The organism is Schnuerera sp. xch1, assembly GCF_019931165.1.
GTDB lineage: Bacteria > Bacillota > Clostridia > Tissierellales > Tepidimicrobiaceae > JAIOUP01.
Genome location: NZ_JAIOUP010000001.1, coordinates 41,000 through 57,223, shown reverse-complemented (window position 1 = coordinate 57,223; position 16,224 = coordinate 41,000). Strand labels below are relative to the sequence as shown.

Genomic DNA, 16,224 nt, shown 5'->3' with positions numbered 1-16,224 from the left:
TCCTAATAATCTATTTTTAATTCATTTAATACTTCTTTAACAAACTTCCTATTTGATTTAGTATCTTCTACTAAGAATTTCAAATCTTCTTCAGATATTTTATCTACTCTATTATTCTTAATACAATTTCTTATATATGATTTTTTTGTCTTATTTAAGTCTATATCCTGTATCGATATATAGCTTGGGTCTTTTGGTAATATAATATTTTCTCCTGGAACCTCTTTTTTCGGATCTCCTATCAAAATTTTAATACCGTTTTCCTTAGCAAAAGTCAATTGTGGCATTATATGTTTTCCTGCACCAGTGTATTCTGTCTCCTGTACAACTACTATTTGATCTTGGTCTAATTCTTGAGCAATTTTAAATGCTGCCGCTAAAGATGTACTACCTGCAGGTCCTCTTTCAAGGCCTTCTAATTGTGCCAATGCTTCTGTCATATAGAATACGGAGCCCTGATTAACGGTAACGTATCTATCCATATATCTTAATGGTCTACCTGCTGATCTAGGTACATCTGATCTATCTGGCCAAGTTGCAAAAGGAATTCCAAATCCAGTATGTCCCGTTGTGAATGACTTTCTATTGAATTGAGTGTCACTAGCCATATGCAATCCCGAAAGATCTACGCTGGCACCAATAACTTCAGTCTCTGTAGCACCAGCTTTAATAAGTCCTCTAGCAGTTCCTGTTAGATTCCCACCACCTGCATTAGTAACTACAACTACATCTGGATCTCTATCTTCCATTTCTCTAAATTGCATTGAAAGTTCATAACCTAATGTTTCTATTCCTGCAATTGCAAACGGAGTATATAAAGAAGCATTAAAATATCCAGTGTCCTCTAATAAAACTAAAAAAGTATAAAACAACTCTGGTCCGACAGTAAGTTGAACAACTTCTGATCCATAAGCTTCACATTTTCTTGCTTTCTCAATTATTTCTGGTTGTCCTTTGCCTTGAGAATCATAGCACTCTTGTACTACTATACATTTTAAACCTCTCATAGCAGCCTGTGATGCAACAGCAGCACCATAATTTCCACTTGTTGCAGCTATTACTCCTTTATATCCTAATTTTTTTGCATGATAACAAGAAGTAGCTGCTCTCCTAGCTTTAAAACTACCTGAAGGATTTGCAGCTTCATCTTTTACAAATATTCTTGCTCCTTTACCTTCTGGCGCAAATTTTCTTGCAAGCTTAGTTAAATTACGTAGTTCATATATTGGAGTATGTCCAACGCCTGTTTCATTTTGAATTTTTTCTATTTCTTGAAGACTATATCCAGTCTCTCTCATCATTCTTTCATAGTCAAAAGCAATGCCATCTGTTTCAAACTCATTATAATCCATTCCAATAGCTTTTTTCATTATTTCAGAATTTCGTCCCATTACAGCTTCATAGCTCATATCTTTACCCATATTACTCACCATCCTCTTCAATTAAACTTCTAATCTGTCTTCCTATATATAATAATTCAGGAATACATTTACCAAAATCGTGATCATAGTATGGATTTACCTCTATCAAAGTACCTTTTACTTTTCTTCCAATATAAGTTTCAATTTCTACTTCCTCACCAATATTAGCTGATTCATTTAACAAAAATCCTTTATTCCATAACTCTAGTGGTGCTTTTTGAGTATCTTCAGGCACACTAGGAGCTCTTTTCCCAGCTTCTAAAACGATGCTGTGTATTCTTACCCAATTGCCTTTTTTTGCATCCATATATATCTTCCTTTCTATTTGTTAGTTTTATTATTGATATCAATTTAATTATTCTTCAATTAACTCTCTCATATCACCCATTATTGCTCTTGGTACTGGCAGGTCTATCATTGTTTTTAATCCTGGTCTAGCATTTATAACATGAGGGATCATGTTCACACACATAGCTATTGTTCCAATTCCACCTGGTACTTCTGGATTTATTGACATATTTACATCTGGAGTTCCTTTAATAGTAATATAATCTCCTGTTTTTCCTCCTTCTAATTGTGGTTCTACTTGTTGTGGGTGAATCATTTCAATTTTTAATTCGCCATCTACTTTTCCATAACCTTTCATACTACAACCCGCAACATCCCCAGCTTTAACTTCTGCAAAAGGCGCTTTTCTATATACATTAGATACTATTGGTTCCCTACTCAATTCTATTTCGTCACTTAGTTTCCATCCTAAAGCGTCTGTTATCATATTAATAGATTCAGGAAAACCAACATGACCTGCTAAATCATTTTCTTTCACTCTTCTATTAAATTCTTCTACTGTTATTCCTACTCCTTGCTCATGCATAACTGCTGGTCCAAATGGAGAAAGATTATTTACTCTTTTTGCAACAATGCTATCTACATCAATACATGCTCCCGTTAGTGTAATTACTAACAAGTCCATAATCAACCCTGGATTTATTCCAGTTCCTAAAACCGATACTCCATTTTCTTTTGCAATTTCATCCATTTTTTTTGAAAGTTCCGGTTCTTGTGCTTGAGGATAAGCCATCTCTTCAGCTGTTGATACCACATTTATTTTCTTTTCTAAACAGTATTTAATCTTATCGAATGTTCCCTTTATGAAAGAATCAGTTGCAATCAGGACAACATCTGCTGCTTTTTCTGTAATTATTTCATCATAAGATCCTATTATAACGTCTTTTCTATCTACTCTTTCTACATCTAAGAACTCATACATGCTTTTACCTAGTTTTGCTCCTCTTCCTACAACTCCTACTATTTCTACACCTTTTTTATTAAGAAGCATTTCTGCCATTCCTTTACCCATCGCTCCTATTCCCCATAAAATAACCTTTACATTTTCATTTCTCATATGAGCACCTCCATATTCTTTAACTTTATTAGTTTAAACTTATATATAAATACATGCAAATTCTTTACCAACTTGTTTGAGTTAATAGCAATCTATTTTCTCACGTTTTTCTAATATTCTCTTAAAATAATTTAAAAATAACAAGATAACAGCAAAATAATTTGCGTTATAACGCAAATTATTTTGCTGTTAGTGAATACTTTTTTACTTTATGTTGTAACGTCTGACGTTTAATTCCTAACTTTTTTGCAGCCTTCGTAATATTAAATTTATTCTCTTCTAGAGAACGCATAATGATTTTCTTCTCTATATTTTGTAAGTAAAGTGGCAAAGACTTATTTCTACTTTTAAAATCTAAATCTCCTTCATTATCTTGTATAATTGGATTTTCAAATATATTTGAATTTGTAAATATGTTTGAACTTGAAATAAAATCTTCCTTCTGTAAAAATCTTCTGTTGCCTGGTGCATAATTCATAGCAGCTTCAATGCAATTTTCAAGTTCTCTAACATTTCCGTACCACGAATAATTATAAAATGCTTCCAAAACATCATCATCTATTCCAGCAATATCCCTACCTAATATTCTATTATACTTATTGATTAAGTATTTTGATAAAACAAGTATATCTTTCTTTCTTTCTCTTAAAGGTGGTATTTTTATATATATAACATTTAATCTAAAAAATAAATCTTTTCTTAATGTTCCATTTTCAATACTCTTCGTAGGTTCCTCATTTGTAGTTGCAATTATCTTTACATCTATTGGTATATCTTTGATTCCGCCTATACGACGTATATAACCTTCTTGAAGCACTCTTAGAAGCTTAGCTTGTAATCCATAAGACATTGAATTAATCTCATCCAACAACAATGTACCACCATTAGCTTGCTCAAAAATTCCTTCTCTTGCTATAGCACCAGTAAATCCACCTTTCTCAGTTCCAAAAAGTATACCTTCTAATAATGATTCAGGTATTGAAGCACAATTTTGTGCAATAAAATGTTTATTACTTCTTTTACCGCTGTAATGAATACTTTGAGCAAATAATTCCTTCCCGGTACCTGTCTCACCATATATTAATACAGATGACGGAGAATTAGCTGCCCTACGAGCAATTTGAATGGCATTAATTATTTTCTCATCTTTTCCTATTATATCTTTAAAAGTATATTTATTAATTCTGTTATTACTAATCTTGTCATTATTATTAAGTATTTTTATGTTTTTTTGTAAATCTACCAATTTATCTGATAAATTTTTAAGATTAGTAATATCTTTAGCTATTTCTAAAGCTCCAACTACTTCACCATTTAAAAAAAGCGGTATTGTTGAGTTTATAGAAATAATCTTTTTCCCTTTAGAATTAATATAACTTTGAGTTTCATCTATTATTTGCTGTTTGGTCATCAACACCTTTATCAAAGTTGAGGTATCTTCATTTAAACTAGGAAACACTTCTAATAAATCCCTATTTAAAACATGTTCTATATCTAAACCTTCTAGTCTAGCCATAGCTTCGTTATAAACTATGGTCTTCTTATCTTTATTGATAACATGAATTCCTATATCTGTATAGTGCAAAATATTTTGCAGTATTACCTCATTTAAATTGACTTTTGCCACAAAATCATCCTTTTCTTAATACAAAATTATGATTCTATTTTAAACAAATAGCAGCAATCATTCTATTGTCTGTGCCATTTTCCTTTCTATATGAATAAAACTTATTGACTTTACAACTAGTACAGGTATTCGACAATATAATATTATCTTTAGGTATTCCTTTATCTACAACTTGTAAATAATTTATCTTCCATAAATCCAGATAAACTTTACCATTTCTTCTAACTAATATATCTCTAAAATTATCATATCTGTTGGTAAACTGTTTCATTACATCTTCACCTACCTCATAACAACATGGTCCAATAGATGGCCCAATCGCAACTAGAATATTGTTATTATTTGAGCTATATCTCCTTTTAAATGTATCAATCATTTTTCCACTTATATTATCAAAAGTTCCTCTCCATCCCCCATGTGCTATACCAACTATATTATCTACTTTGTCAAAGAAATAAATAGGTACACAATCTGCATGGTATGTAGCTAACACTATATCCGTTAAATTTGTTATCAATCCATCTGTCTCTAACTTTGAAAACTCTATAAAATTATTTACTTTCGAATCAATTATTTTAATGTCTGTGCCATGAACTTGTTTTACACTTACAATATTAGATTTGGGAACATTAAAAATATCTGATATTCTATATTTTATATTTTCATTGGTCCAGCCTACTCGAGAAGTAAATAGATGCTTAATATGATTATAATTATTAAATTCTTTAAATTGATAAAACAAAGCATTGTCTTTATATTGTTCTATTAATTCCATAAATACACACCACCAAAGTATTTAGTCTTCATTTAACAACTTATTTAACTCTTTCATAAATGTATTTATATCTTTAAACTGCCTATAAACTGAAGCAAATCTAACATATGATACCTCATCTATCTCTTTAAGCTTATTCATTACCGCTTCACCTATATACTGACTAGTTATTTCCTTTTCCATGGAATTGTATAATTCTTTTTCAATTTCATCAACTGTTTCTTCAATTACATTTAAAGAAACAGGTCTCTTTTCACAAGCTTTTAGTATTCCATTAAGTATCTTATTTCTATCATATGACTGTCTATTTCCATCTTTCTTAACAATAATTAAGGGTATATCCTCTATTTTTTCATATGTTGTAAATCTTTTGAAACATTTTAAACATTCACGTCTACGTCTTATAGCTTGTCCCTCATCAGTTGGTCGTGAATCTACTACTTTTGTCTCATTATGATTGCAAAATGGGCAATTCATTTTTGCACCTCCATTACAAGTATCCAATTCAATTATATTATATCTAATTATAATTGTCTAATGGTTTGTTTTGTCCCATATCTATATCAACCAATACTGCATCATATCCTATTCGAATTATATTTTTCCACTCTATAACTAAGTCCTTATTTTTACCAAATATGCCTAAAACTTTACCTGGTCCTGGAATTATTATAGCTAATACTTTTCCCTTTTCCAAATCAATCTCAAAATCGTAAATAAATCCTATTTTTGAACCATCCTTAACATTTATTACTTCCTTTTCTTTAATTTCAGATAAATTAATCATTACCCCACCTCTTTCTTTTATCTTCATTATTATATATATATTTAGATTTATATCTAAAATATTCCTACTTTCTGTGAGGTAATGATTAACATCATATTAGCTTTCTCATTTGTTTCAATGCATTTTTTTCAAGTCTCGAAACTTGTGCCTGAGAAATGCCTATTTCTTCAGCTACTTCCATCTGTGTTTTTCCTTCATAAAATCTTAAATTTAGTATATGTCTTTCTCTTTTGTTAAGTTTATTTATAGCTTCTCTTATTGCAATTCCTTTAAGCCATATTTCATCTTCTGATTTATCATCTTTAACTTGATCCATTATATATATCGCATCTCCACTATCATGAAAAATAGGCTCAAATAAAGATATTGGTTCTTGTATTGCATCCAATGCAAAGACAATATCTTCTTTGGCCATATCTAATTCTCTAGCTATTTCAGATATAGTTGGTTCTTTTAAATTCTTGTTCACCAATTGATCTCTTGCTTGTAAAGCTTTATAAGCTATATCCCTTAAAGATCTACTAACTCTTATAGAATTATTATCTCGAAGATATCTGCGAATTTCCCCTATGATCATAGGTACAGCATAAGTAGAAAATCTTACATTTTGACTCAAATCAAAATTATCTATAGCTTTAATTAATCCTATACATCCTACCTGAAATAAATCGTCTGCATTTTCTCCTCTTCTATTAAACCTTTGAATAATACTCAATACTAATCTTAAATTTCCTTGAATAAATTTCTCTCTTGCTTTTAAATCTCCTGCTTTAATTTTTACAAATAATTTTTGCATCTCTTCGTTTGTAAGTACTGGTAATTTTGATGTGTTAACTCCACAAATTTCAACTTTATTTGTGTTCACCCTCTTTCATTCCTTTCGCCATTTATTACCCCTTTTTATACATTTTAAATTATTTCCTTCACACAAATTTTTATTCAATATTTGTTTGTTAAAAATACCCATTTTCTGTAAATATTCATAAGTTAAATCAAATCATAATCTATAAAAAAATTACTGTGATAGATACCATCATCACAGTAATTTAACCATTTCCTTTTTTAACCTTTTAATTATTCTTTTTTCTAATCTAGAGATATATGACTGAGATATTCCTAGAATATCAGCTACTTCTTTTTGAGTTTTCTCCTTTCCATTCTTTAGTCCAAATCGTAATTCTACTATTGTCTTTTCTCTACCTGAAAGTTTATCTATCGCTTGATTAAGTAATTCCCTATCTACTTCTTCTTCCAATAATTTAAATATTATATCCCCATCAGTTCCTAAAATATCTGACAACAATAATTCGTTTCCATCCCAGTCCACATTTAAAGGTTCGTCTAACGATACTTCAGATTTTAATTTATTATTACGTCTTAGATACATTAGAATTTCATTTTCTATACACTTAGAAGCATAAGTAGCAAGTTTTATATTTTTATCTGGATTAAATGTATTTACTGCTTTAATTAAACCTATAGTGCCAATTGAAATTAAGTCTTCTATACATATACCAGTGTTTTCAAACTTTCTTGCTATATAAACTACCAATCTCAGATTTCTTTCAATTAATATACCTTTAATACTATCGTCATACTTTAATCTTTTTAAGCAATAATTTTCCTCTTCTGGTTTTAACGGAGGTGGAAGAACTTCTCCACTACCAATATAATAAACACCATCTAAAATTCTTAATTTCCTTAAAATTTTATAGAAAAATATTTTAGTTCTCAAAAGTATTTCTTTCAATTTCTCTCCCCCTATCCTAATATTTCAGGATGTAATAGTCCATTATAGTGCTCGTCTTGAGCTAATTTATCGTTGTATATAGCAACTATTATATCTTCTGTTAATTTTCTAGTTTCATCTTTTAAATTAACCTTAATACTATCCGGTTTAAAGCCTATTAAAATTCCATTATCATTACCCAAAGATTTAAATGGAATTAACCTAAGTTTTATCTCATCACTTATATCATCCATTACTTTAGCAATTAAATCTAAATCAAACTCTTTTTTATTCGAATATATTTTTTGCAATGATTTAGGAAGTATTGACTTTAATGCATTGTATTCTGCGATAATAACTGGCAACTGAGATATTGGTTCCTTCAAAGAGTTACCTGTATCTATTAATGCAACCAAGTTAACTTTTTTATTATTTAAACTGATAATTATATTAGTTAAAAAGTTATCCTTACTCATCTTAACTTGATGGTACTTGAGAATATATCTTATTAATATAATAGCTAATCCTATACCAATAACCAAAAACTTAACTAATTCTTGGAAATCATTAAATGAAAATCTTGCCGTAATATAATTTTCACCTAAATAAAAAATTCCTATTGTTGTTCCAGCGAAAACAAAAGATACCATATAAAAGGTTGAAACCTGCTTTAAGAATTTATTCAATTTTTCTGGATTGAAAGCTACTATTATCATAAAAACTGATATGGATATTTTTATAATAAGTTTCCCCATAAACTGTAACGATGGAAAAAATATTACCAATGTATATATCGATCCAATTAACGAGGCAATAAAAAACCTTAATTTACTAGTTTTAGTTCTTGTAATTGTTTTAGTAACATATAATATAATAAAATTAATTATAATATTCTCCATCAATATATATTCAGCATATACATACAATCACATACCTCCCTTTATAAGTTCTTATACTAAAACTTTATTCATTAAATAAAATGTTTATGTCTATTATATAAAATATATTCTTAAAATTTTGTCATTATGAGTAGATAAAAAAAAACGTATCTCATTTTCGAGAAACGTTTTTTGACATTAATATTAATAATTTTTATTTCTTTTTCTTCCTCAAAAAAGGAGGAATATCTAAATCATCTAAATCAAATTGACTAGTAGCTGCGCTTTCCTCTAAATCAAATTCTAAAGATTCATCTAATTTACTCCTTTTTTCTTTATCAAACCCTGTCGCAATAACTGTTATGCTTATTTCATCTTTCATTGATTCATCTATACCAGCACCGAAGATAATATTTGCATCTTCATCTACTGCTTGTCTGATTAAATCTGCAGCTTCATTAACTTCAAATAACCCTAAATCTTCTCCTCCTGTAATATTTAACAATACAGCTTTTGCTCCATCTATAGAGGTTTCTAATAATGGACTCTTAATTGCTTGTTTTGCAGCTTCTACTGCTCGATTTTCACCACTGCCCATTCCAATTCCCATATGAGCTATCCCTTGACTATACATAATAGTTTTTACATCAGCAAAATCCAAATTGATTAAATTAGGAACAGCAATCAAATCTGAAATTCCTTGTATCCCTTGTTTGAGCACTTCATCTGCCATTGAAAAAGCTTGTACCATGGTAGTTTTCTTTTCAGCAACTTGGAGTAACCTATCATTTGGTATAGTTACTAAAGTATCTACCTTATTTTTTAATTCTTCAATACCTTGTTCTGCATGAATCTGCCTTTTCCTGCCTTCAAATGTAAAAGGCTTAGTTACAACTCCTACGGTGAGTATGTTTAATTCCTTTGCTACTTCAGCAATTATTGGAGCTGCTCCAGTTCCTGTGCCTCCTCCCATTCCAGCAGTAATAAAAACCATATCTGCTCCTTTTAAAGTTTCTGTAATTTCATTTCTATTTTCTTCAGCTGCTTTCATTCCTATTTCCGGATTAGCACCAGCCCCTAATCCTTTTGTAAGTTTTTCACCAATCTGTAGCTTTTGTTCAGCTTTTGATGAATATAAAGCCTGTCTGTCAGTATTAACAGCGACGAAATCAATTCCTCTAACTTCACATTCAATCATTCTATTTACAGCATTGTTTCCTCCACCACCTACACCAACAACTTTTATCTTTGCAAATTCTTCAACTTCAACATCAAAATCAAACATAACTTGACCCCCTTAACAATTAATATAAATAATTTATCCATCTTAAATACTTTAACTCTAAAATCAATTAAATAATAAATTTAATCATATAAACTATTTTAACAAATAAATCATTCCTTACTTTTAAATTTTCTATTTATTAAAATACGTCTAATCCTTGCAAAATTTTCAAATAACCTTCCACCGAATGTAAAAATTGCTGCATAATATAATGGAACTCCAAGTCTATCACCAATATATGCTAAAATAGCAGCAAGTATAGCATTGCCAAAAAATCCAGATATAAAAATATTTAAATTAAATTTATCTTCTAAGTTAGCTCTTACCCCTCCAAATACGGAGTCTAAACAAGCTAATATAGCCACAGAAATATATAAAGAATAAGTAACATCATAAGTATATGGTAATATGAGGCCTATTACTATACCTGTTAATATTCCTATTGCAGCATAAAACATATCAATCACCTTCTTTTATTGGTTTGGCATATTGAAAGTCAAATCTTTCAATATAAGCCGGAACAACAACTTTGTCTTTCATACTAGTTTCTATATTTATCTGATCTATTGTCTTCAAGGCATAGCCGTACGTATTGGGTGCACATATAGCTGCATTTAATAACTTTGGATCACCAATTGCTGTAATATGAATTGGCGTAGCTACACTATTATTATTTATTCTAATTATTGGTCCACCACATTTTATTTCAGATATTGCTAATACTCTTTGTCCATTAATACTTATCGCCTCAGCTCCGGCCCCTCTTAGATCATTTATTATCCTCAAAACATCTGCATCATGTATTAAGTCTAAATCAAGTTCTTGTCCAAAAGCATTTTCATCCATATTATCTTCCATTTTTACTATTATACCAGGTCCCTGTACTTCTTCAAATCCTGCAGTAATCCTATTTTTCTCTAATTCATTATTCAAAATATCTATTATATTTTTATCTCCACTAGATATGCTTTTGTACATTTCAATTTGCTTTTCCTTATCTTTTATCATCACCTTTAGTTCTGCAACTTCCTTATTTATAGCCTCTATTTCATATTTAGTCATTTCAATTGCATTTAACGTAACTGGTGTTAAATCTGGTACATTTTGTTTTAACTGAACAGCAATAACAATTCCAAGTAACACAGATAAACATAAAATTACTAAATTAGTTTTTTTTACACTCTTCATTATATCACCATATTCTAATTGACCTGTTCTTCTGCTGGTTGTGAATATATAAATTCAATTAACCTTCTGTATTTAGGTATCGTAACCTTATTATCCTTAGCTAGATTTACATTATAATCATAATATCTTAATGTCCATACAATACCTCTTTTAATAGATAAAGCCGATTCCAATGTTTTTGGATCTCCGATAGCTTTAATAACAATTGGAGAATTTATAGAAACACCATTTACCTCAATATGATCTCCTGCTCTTACAATTTCAGTAAAAGCAGTATATCTTTGATCATTAATTGAAATTGCTTCAGCTTGTGCAGCATTCAAAACACTTACTGTCTGTAGGATTAAGTCTATATCATCTACAATACTGTAATATTCTGTTCCATATTGAACATCAACAGGAGGATCTTGAATTTCTAAAATTATACCAGGTCCCTCTAGATCAACATACCCTGCTAAAACTCTATATTTTTCTAAATCTTTGTATAAATTTTCAACATATACACTATTATCTGCTTCTCCTTGTTCATACTGATTTATTTTACTTTCTGCTTCATTCAATGCTTTGATAGCTGCATCTCTTTCATCTTGTGCTTTTTTTAAATCTATAGCTAATTGTTGAGATCTTTGAGTAGGCAAAATTCCTTCACCTATTGTCTCACTTACAGTTTTAAATTGTATAGCTAAAATAATACCTAAGAATAAAGATACTATTGTAATTGCTAATCTTCCTTTTTTCTTTTTCATATAATTACACCTACCTATTATCCCTAATTATCCTGAACAATTATTGGGCTATTGCCTTTATTAAATAAAATCTGTTTTACATGCATATCATTTTTATTAATGTCCTCTAAAATTCTATACAGAAATCTCAATTTATATTTTACATTATCTAAGGGTCCAAAGGCAACCTTAATACCATCATTTAATTCAAGCATTATATTTTTATAATTAGAAAGATTTATATATTTGATAGATGATAAAATATTTAATTGATCACTGTATACTATGAATTCCTTAATATTACTCATTTCTAATGTATCAAAAATATTATTTCCAACTCTTATATTTATTTCTTTCAATCCAAATATTTGTGGTAACGACACTTTTCCTTTTTTTCCCTCTATTGAGAGTATATAACCCTTTTCATCTATATATGCGAAAGATCCTAAATAAGATATTATTGCTATATCTTTTCTCTCCTCAATTTCAATAATTATTTCATTTGGTAATTTTCTCTTTACTTTACAATTCTTAATATATGGTAACATTTTTAAACTTTCTTCACTGTGTGTCACATTTATTTTAAATATATTTTCTCCTTTAATACAAGTAGAAGCTTTTACAATTTGTTCATAACTCATTTTTTTATTACCTACAACTTTGATATCAGTTATATTAAAATAATCGGTCTTAAAAGCAAATAAGTAAATAGATATTATAATCATTACAAATAGAAGAAATTTTAGAATTTTCCTTCTCTTTTTCAATTTTCTTTTAGATATCTTACTTTTTTCCATAGAATACCCCACCTATCTGCTTGTCCTATCTGATGAAAGCAGCAAAAGCTGCTATCAACCAATCTTTTTAATATTTGCACCTAATCTTTTTAATTCAATATGAAAATCTTCATATCCTCTTTCTATGTGATATACATTTTCTACTTCAGTGGTCCCTTTAGCAGATAGCCCTGCTAAAATAAGACTTGCTCCACCTCTCAAATCCTTAGCGGTTGTTTTTGCTCCTGTTAATTCCTTTACTCCTTTTATTATTGCTACTTTGCCAAAAATTTTAATGTTTGCACCCATCCTAATAAGCTCCTCAGCATGCTTAAACCTATTTTCAAATACAGTTTCAGAAATAATACTAGTGCCATTTGCTATGCTCAATAATGCCATCATTGGGGCCTGCATATCTGTAGGGAAGCCAGGATAAGGCAATGTTTGAATCATGTCGATAGAATTTATGTTTTTAGGACCTATTATCTTTAAAGAATTATTATCAGTATATATTAAGCTACCTGCTTCTCTTAGCTTTACAATAATCGCTTGTAAATGATCAATAATAACATTTTTTAAAATTATCTCTCCCTCAGTTATTGCAGAAGCTATCATATATGTTCCTGCCACAATCCTATCTGACATTGTATTAAAGGTTACATCATTAAATTTACTCACACCTTCAATGATAATAACACTAGTTCCAGCACCACTTATTCTTGCTCCAGCTTTATTTAAATAATTCTGCAAATCAACAATTTCGGGTTCCCTTGCTGCATTACGAATAACAGTAGTACCTTTAGCTTTAGTAGCAGCTAACATGATATTTTCTGTTGCCCCTACACTTGGATAATCAAGCTGGATTTCACATCCTATTAAACCTTTAGTTTTAGCATGTATATACCCATGAGACTCTTCAATTTCCGCACCCAATTCTCTTAGTGCTTTAAGATGCATATCAATTGGTCTAGGTCCTATTTCACATCCGCCTGGATAACTCACTATGACTTCTCCAATTCTAGATAACATCGCTCCCATTAATATTATTGAAGATCTCATTTCTCTAACCAATTCTTCTGGAATTCTAATGCTATCTAAAGGCTTTGAATCAATCCACATCATCTTGTCAATTCTCTTTATATTACATCCAATAGATATTAATATTTTCTCCATAACATCAACATCTTTTAGATTAGGAACATTAAAAATTGTACTCTGCTTACCTCCTATAACTGTAGCAGCTAAAATTGGTAAAACTGCATTTTTGGCACCAGATATATTGATTTCACCAACTAATTTATTTCCACCCTCAACAATTATTTTGCCCATTATCGCACCTCCAAATATGCCTATACAAACATATATCACTATATTATGCATATTCTTTGGAAGTGTGACAATTTAATTGCTTATTGTCTCATCAATGATATCTACAATTTTTTCTACTGAATTAGTATTACCTAACATTTTAGCCTTCTCAGCCATTTCAATTAATTTATTTTTATCAACTATAGTTCTATTTATTATTTCATATAGAACTTTACCGCTTAAATCCTTCTCTAATACCAAATAGCTTGCGCCTTTCTCTTCAAATGCTCTGGCATTATATTCCTGATGGTTTTCAGCAGTATATCCTTTAGGAATTAATATGCTTGGTACTCCAATAGCAGAAATCTCTGCTAATGTAATTGCTCCTGCACTGGTTATAACTAAGTCTGCAATGTTTAACACTTTAGGCATATCGTATAAGTATGGAACAACTCTAATATTTTGACTAACAGAAATTTTCTTTACTTCTAGTCTTTTCATAAATTCGTCATAAAATCTTTTACCAGTAACATGAATAATTTGTATATTGTTGTTCGTAATATTCTTTTCAATTACATAGGACATTGCATCATTTAATTTTTTTTGACCACCACTCCCTCCAAAAGAAACTATAAATGGTATACTAGAACTTATACTTAAATCAGAATATGCTTTCTTTTTGTCAACATCTAATATACTTTTACGTACAGGATTACCTGTAGCTATTACTTTATCCTTATGCTTAAAATATTTTTTTGATTTATTAAACGTAATAAGAACCTTATCGACATATCGAGAAAGAATTTTATTAGTTATACCAGGGAAAGCATTTTGCTCATGAATTAATGTGGGGATGTTCTTCTTACTTGCTACATATACAACTGGGCCACAAACATATCCTCCAGTTCCTATCACCACATCCGGTTTAAAATTATTTATAATCTTATTTGAATCTATAAGTCCCAAGACTAACTCCTTAACTGCTATAAGAGACTCCTTATTAATCTTTCTAGGCATTCCTTTAACTCTTATGGTTTTAAAATCAAATCCTTCCTTTGGAACTAGTTCACTTTCTAGCCCTTTTTTAGTCCCTACATATAAGATAGTAGCATCACTATGTCTATTTTTTATTTCCCATGCTATAGCTAAAGCAGGATAGATATGTCCGCCTGTTCCTCCTCCTGTTATTAAATATTTCATATTTTCAACTCCTATCAGTTTTAACGTGTCTTGATATATTCAATAAAATTCCTATAGATGACATATAAATGACCAATGATGTTCCACCATAACTAACTAGAGGAAGAGGAATTCCTGTTGTTGGTATTGATGAAGTTACTACTGCAATATGGATTAACGTTTGTACCGTAATCAATGCTACTATACCTGTAGCAAGTAAACATCCAAATAAATCATCCACATTTAGTGCTATTCTAATGCCTCTCCATATAAGTACAAGAAATAATAAAATTATACTCACTGCCCCTAAAAAACCTAGCTCCTCACCAATAATTGAAAATATGAAGTCATTATATGGTTCAGGAATATAAAAAAATTTTTGTCTACTTTTCCCTAGTCCAGTTCCAAATAATCCTCCGGATCCTAAAGCATATAATGATTGAACTGCTTGCCATCCAGCATCTGACTTGTCAGCAAAGGGATCTAAAAAAGCAGTAAATCTTCTCATTCTATATGCATTATCTTTATCAATAATAGCCAATACTAGTCCGATAATTCCACCAGCTATCATTACAGCAAAATGTGTAAGCTTCATTCCTGCTACAAAAAATATACTCATCAAGGTCATTGCTAAAGTAATTGTTGTACCTAGATCCTTCTGTAAATATATCATACCACAAGAAACACCAATAATTATTAAAGTTGGTATAGTTCCATTTTTTAAGCTCTTTATAGCATTTTTTCTTTTAGATAGAAACGCTGCCATAAAAATTATTGATCCTATCTTTATTACATCTGAAGGCATAAAAGTTATAACACCTAAATTGATCCATCTTCTTGCTCCTTTTAATTCAATTCCTAATGGCGTAAATATTAGAAGTCCAACAATTAAAGATATTATAAATATAACACTAGAAAATTTTTTTATTAATCTATAATCAAAATTCATAAAAAAAATCATTGCAACAAATCCTATTCCGACTGCAACTATTTGCTTTTTTAAAAAATAATACCCATCATTCATCCTTATGGCTTCAGGCCAAGAGGAACTAAAGACCATTATTACACCAATAAATACAAGGAGCAAAGTCGCTAAAAGCAAAGTGAAATCACAAGCTCTTTTTTTCACATTTTTGGCCAT

At 29.9% G+C, this 16,224-nt stretch carries 18 protein-coding genes; all 18 read right to left on the bottom strand.

Going from position 1 to position 16,224, the window contains the following annotated elements; all coding sequences use genetic code 11:
- Positions 1–2: 2 nt before the first annotated feature.
- A complete protein-coding gene (ortB, locus tag K8M07_RS00310; RefSeq protein ID WP_223375796.1) occupies positions 3–1,421 on the bottom strand; it encodes a 2-amino-4-oxopentanoate thiolase subunit OrtB in 1,419 nt (472 codons plus the stop codon).
- Between the two features lies 1 nt (position 1,422).
- Positions 1,423–1,728, bottom strand: a complete 306-nt coding sequence (gene ortA / locus K8M07_RS00305; protein WP_223375795.1) for a 2-amino-4-oxopentanoate thiolase subunit OrtA — start codon at positions 1,726–1,728, stop codon at positions 1,423–1,425.
- A gap of 48 nt (positions 1,729–1,776) precedes the next feature.
- Positions 1,777–2,826: a 2,4-diaminopentanoate dehydrogenase gene (gene ord / locus K8M07_RS00300; RefSeq protein WP_223375794.1), complete on the bottom strand. Its 1,050-nt coding sequence runs from the start codon at positions 2,824–2,826 to the stop codon at positions 1,777–1,779.
- A 178-nt stretch (positions 2,827–3,004) separates the two neighbouring features.
- Positions 3,005–4,453: a sigma-54 interaction domain-containing protein gene (locus tag K8M07_RS00295; RefSeq protein WP_223375793.1), complete on the bottom strand. Its 1,449-nt coding sequence runs from the start codon at positions 4,451–4,453 to the stop codon at positions 3,005–3,007.
- A gap of 34 nt (positions 4,454–4,487) precedes the next feature.
- Positions 4,488–5,228: a peptidoglycan editing factor PgeF gene (pgeF, locus tag K8M07_RS00290; RefSeq protein ID WP_223375792.1), complete on the bottom strand. Its 741-nt coding sequence runs from the start codon at positions 5,226–5,228 to the stop codon at positions 4,488–4,490.
- Between the two features lie 21 nt (positions 5,229–5,249).
- On the bottom strand, positions 5,250–5,705 hold the full coding sequence (gene nrdR, locus K8M07_RS00285; RefSeq protein WP_223375791.1) for a transcriptional regulator NrdR: 456 nt from the start codon (positions 5,703–5,705) through the stop codon (positions 5,250–5,252).
- 43 nt (positions 5,706–5,748) lie between these two features.
- Entirely contained in the window at positions 5,749–6,015 is a 267-nt protein-coding gene (locus K8M07_RS00280; protein WP_223375790.1) for a YlmC/YmxH family sporulation protein, read from the bottom strand.
- A gap of 91 nt (positions 6,016–6,106) precedes the next feature.
- Positions 6,107–6,880 (bottom strand): RNA polymerase sporulation sigma factor SigG, encoded by a 774-nt coding sequence (gene sigG / locus K8M07_RS00275; protein WP_223375789.1) that lies wholly within the window; start codon positions 6,878–6,880, stop codon positions 6,107–6,109.
- A 171-nt stretch (positions 6,881–7,051) separates the two neighbouring features.
- Positions 7,052–7,765, bottom strand: a complete 714-nt coding sequence (sigE, locus tag K8M07_RS00270) for an RNA polymerase sporulation sigma factor SigE (RefSeq protein ID WP_223375788.1) — start codon at positions 7,763–7,765, stop codon at positions 7,052–7,054.
- An 11-nt stretch (positions 7,766–7,776) separates the two neighbouring features.
- A complete protein-coding gene (gene spoIIGA, locus K8M07_RS00265) occupies positions 7,777–8,670 on the bottom strand; it encodes a sigma-E processing peptidase SpoIIGA (RefSeq protein ID WP_223375787.1) in 894 nt (297 codons plus the stop codon).
- A 166-nt stretch (positions 8,671–8,836) separates the two neighbouring features.
- Positions 8,837–9,907, bottom strand: coding sequence for a cell division protein FtsZ (gene ftsZ, locus K8M07_RS00260; protein ID WP_223375786.1), 1,071 nt, complete (start codon positions 9,905–9,907; stop codon positions 8,837–8,839).
- A gap of 110 nt (positions 9,908–10,017) precedes the next feature.
- The gene (locus K8M07_RS00255; RefSeq protein WP_223375785.1) at positions 10,018–10,365 is read right to left on the bottom strand and encodes a small basic family protein; all 348 of its coding nucleotides are present in this window, start codon (positions 10,363–10,365) and stop codon (positions 10,018–10,020) included.
- Position 10,366: 1 nt separating this feature from the next.
- Positions 10,367–11,095 (bottom strand): DUF881 domain-containing protein, encoded by a 729-nt coding sequence (locus tag K8M07_RS00250; RefSeq protein WP_223375784.1) that lies wholly within the window; start codon positions 11,093–11,095, stop codon positions 10,367–10,369.
- 14 nt (positions 11,096–11,109) lie between these two features.
- Positions 11,110–11,841 (bottom strand): DUF881 domain-containing protein, encoded by a 732-nt coding sequence (locus K8M07_RS00245; RefSeq protein WP_223375783.1) that lies wholly within the window; start codon positions 11,839–11,841, stop codon positions 11,110–11,112.
- Positions 11,842–11,864: 23 nt separating this feature from the next.
- Positions 11,865–12,617, bottom strand: coding sequence for a cell division protein FtsQ/DivIB (locus K8M07_RS00240; protein WP_223375782.1), 753 nt, complete (start codon positions 12,615–12,617; stop codon positions 11,865–11,867).
- A 54-nt stretch (positions 12,618–12,671) separates the two neighbouring features.
- Positions 12,672–13,925: a UDP-N-acetylglucosamine 1-carboxyvinyltransferase gene (murA, locus tag K8M07_RS00235; RefSeq protein WP_223375781.1), complete on the bottom strand. Its 1,254-nt coding sequence runs from the start codon at positions 13,923–13,925 to the stop codon at positions 12,672–12,674.
- A 72-nt stretch (positions 13,926–13,997) separates the two neighbouring features.
- Positions 13,998–15,104, bottom strand: coding sequence for an undecaprenyldiphospho-muramoylpentapeptide beta-N-acetylglucosaminyltransferase (gene murG, locus K8M07_RS00230; RefSeq protein ID WP_223375780.1), 1,107 nt, complete (start codon positions 15,102–15,104; stop codon positions 13,998–14,000).
- Positions 15,105–15,108: 4 nt separating this feature from the next.
- Positions 15,109–16,224 (bottom strand): putative lipid II flippase FtsW, encoded by a 1,116-nt coding sequence (gene ftsW, locus K8M07_RS00225; RefSeq protein WP_223375779.1) that lies wholly within the window; start codon positions 16,222–16,224, stop codon positions 15,109–15,111.

What these genes read in the sequence shown, in the direction of transcription:
- ortB (WP_223375796.1), bottom strand. Translation starts at nt 1,421, where the DNA reads ATGGGTAAAGATATGAGCTATGAAGCTGTAATGGGACGAAATTCTGAA.
- ortA (WP_223375795.1), bottom strand. Translation starts at nt 1,728, where the DNA reads ATGGATGCAAAAAAAGGCAATTGGGTAAGAATACACAGCATCGTTTTA.
- ord (WP_223375794.1), bottom strand. Translation starts at nt 2,826, where the DNA reads ATGAGAAATGAAAATGTAAAGGTTATTTTATGGGGAATAGGAGCGATG.
- pgeF (WP_223375792.1), bottom strand. Translation starts at nt 5,228, where the DNA reads ATGGAATTAATAGAACAATATAAAGACAATGCTTTGTTTTATCAATTT.
- nrdR (WP_223375791.1), bottom strand. Translation starts at nt 5,705, where the DNA reads ATGAATTGCCCATTTTGCAATCATAATGAGACAAAAGTAGTAGATTCA.
- K8M07_RS00280 (WP_223375790.1), bottom strand. Translation starts at nt 6,015, where the DNA reads ATGATTAATTTATCTGAAATTAAAGAAAAGGAAGTAATAAATGTTAAG.
- ftsZ (WP_223375786.1), bottom strand. Translation starts at nt 9,907, where the DNA reads ATGTTTGATTTTGATGTTGAAGTTGAAGAATTTGCAAAGATAAAAGTT.
- K8M07_RS00255 (WP_223375785.1), bottom strand. Translation starts at nt 10,365, where the DNA reads ATGTTTTATGCTGCAATAGGAATATTAACAGGTATAGTAATAGGCCTC.
- K8M07_RS00250 (WP_223375784.1), bottom strand. Translation starts at nt 11,095, where the DNA reads ATGAAGAGTGTAAAAAAAACTAATTTAGTAATTTTATGTTTATCTGTG.
- K8M07_RS00245 (WP_223375783.1), bottom strand. Translation starts at nt 11,841, where the DNA reads ATGAAAAAGAAAAAAGGAAGATTAGCAATTACAATAGTATCTTTATTC.
- K8M07_RS00240 (WP_223375782.1), bottom strand. Translation starts at nt 12,617, where the DNA reads ATGGAAAAAAGTAAGATATCTAAAAGAAAATTGAAAAAGAGAAGGAAA.
- murA (WP_223375781.1), bottom strand. Translation starts at nt 13,925, where the DNA reads ATGGGCAAAATAATTGTTGAGGGTGGAAATAAATTAGTTGGTGAAATC.
- murG (WP_223375780.1), bottom strand. Translation starts at nt 15,104, where the DNA reads ATGAAATATTTAATAACAGGAGGAGGAACAGGCGGACATATCTATCCT.
- ftsW (WP_223375779.1), bottom strand. Translation starts at nt 16,224, where the DNA reads ATGGCCAAAAATGTGAAAAAAAGAGCTTGTGATTTCACTTTGCTTTTA.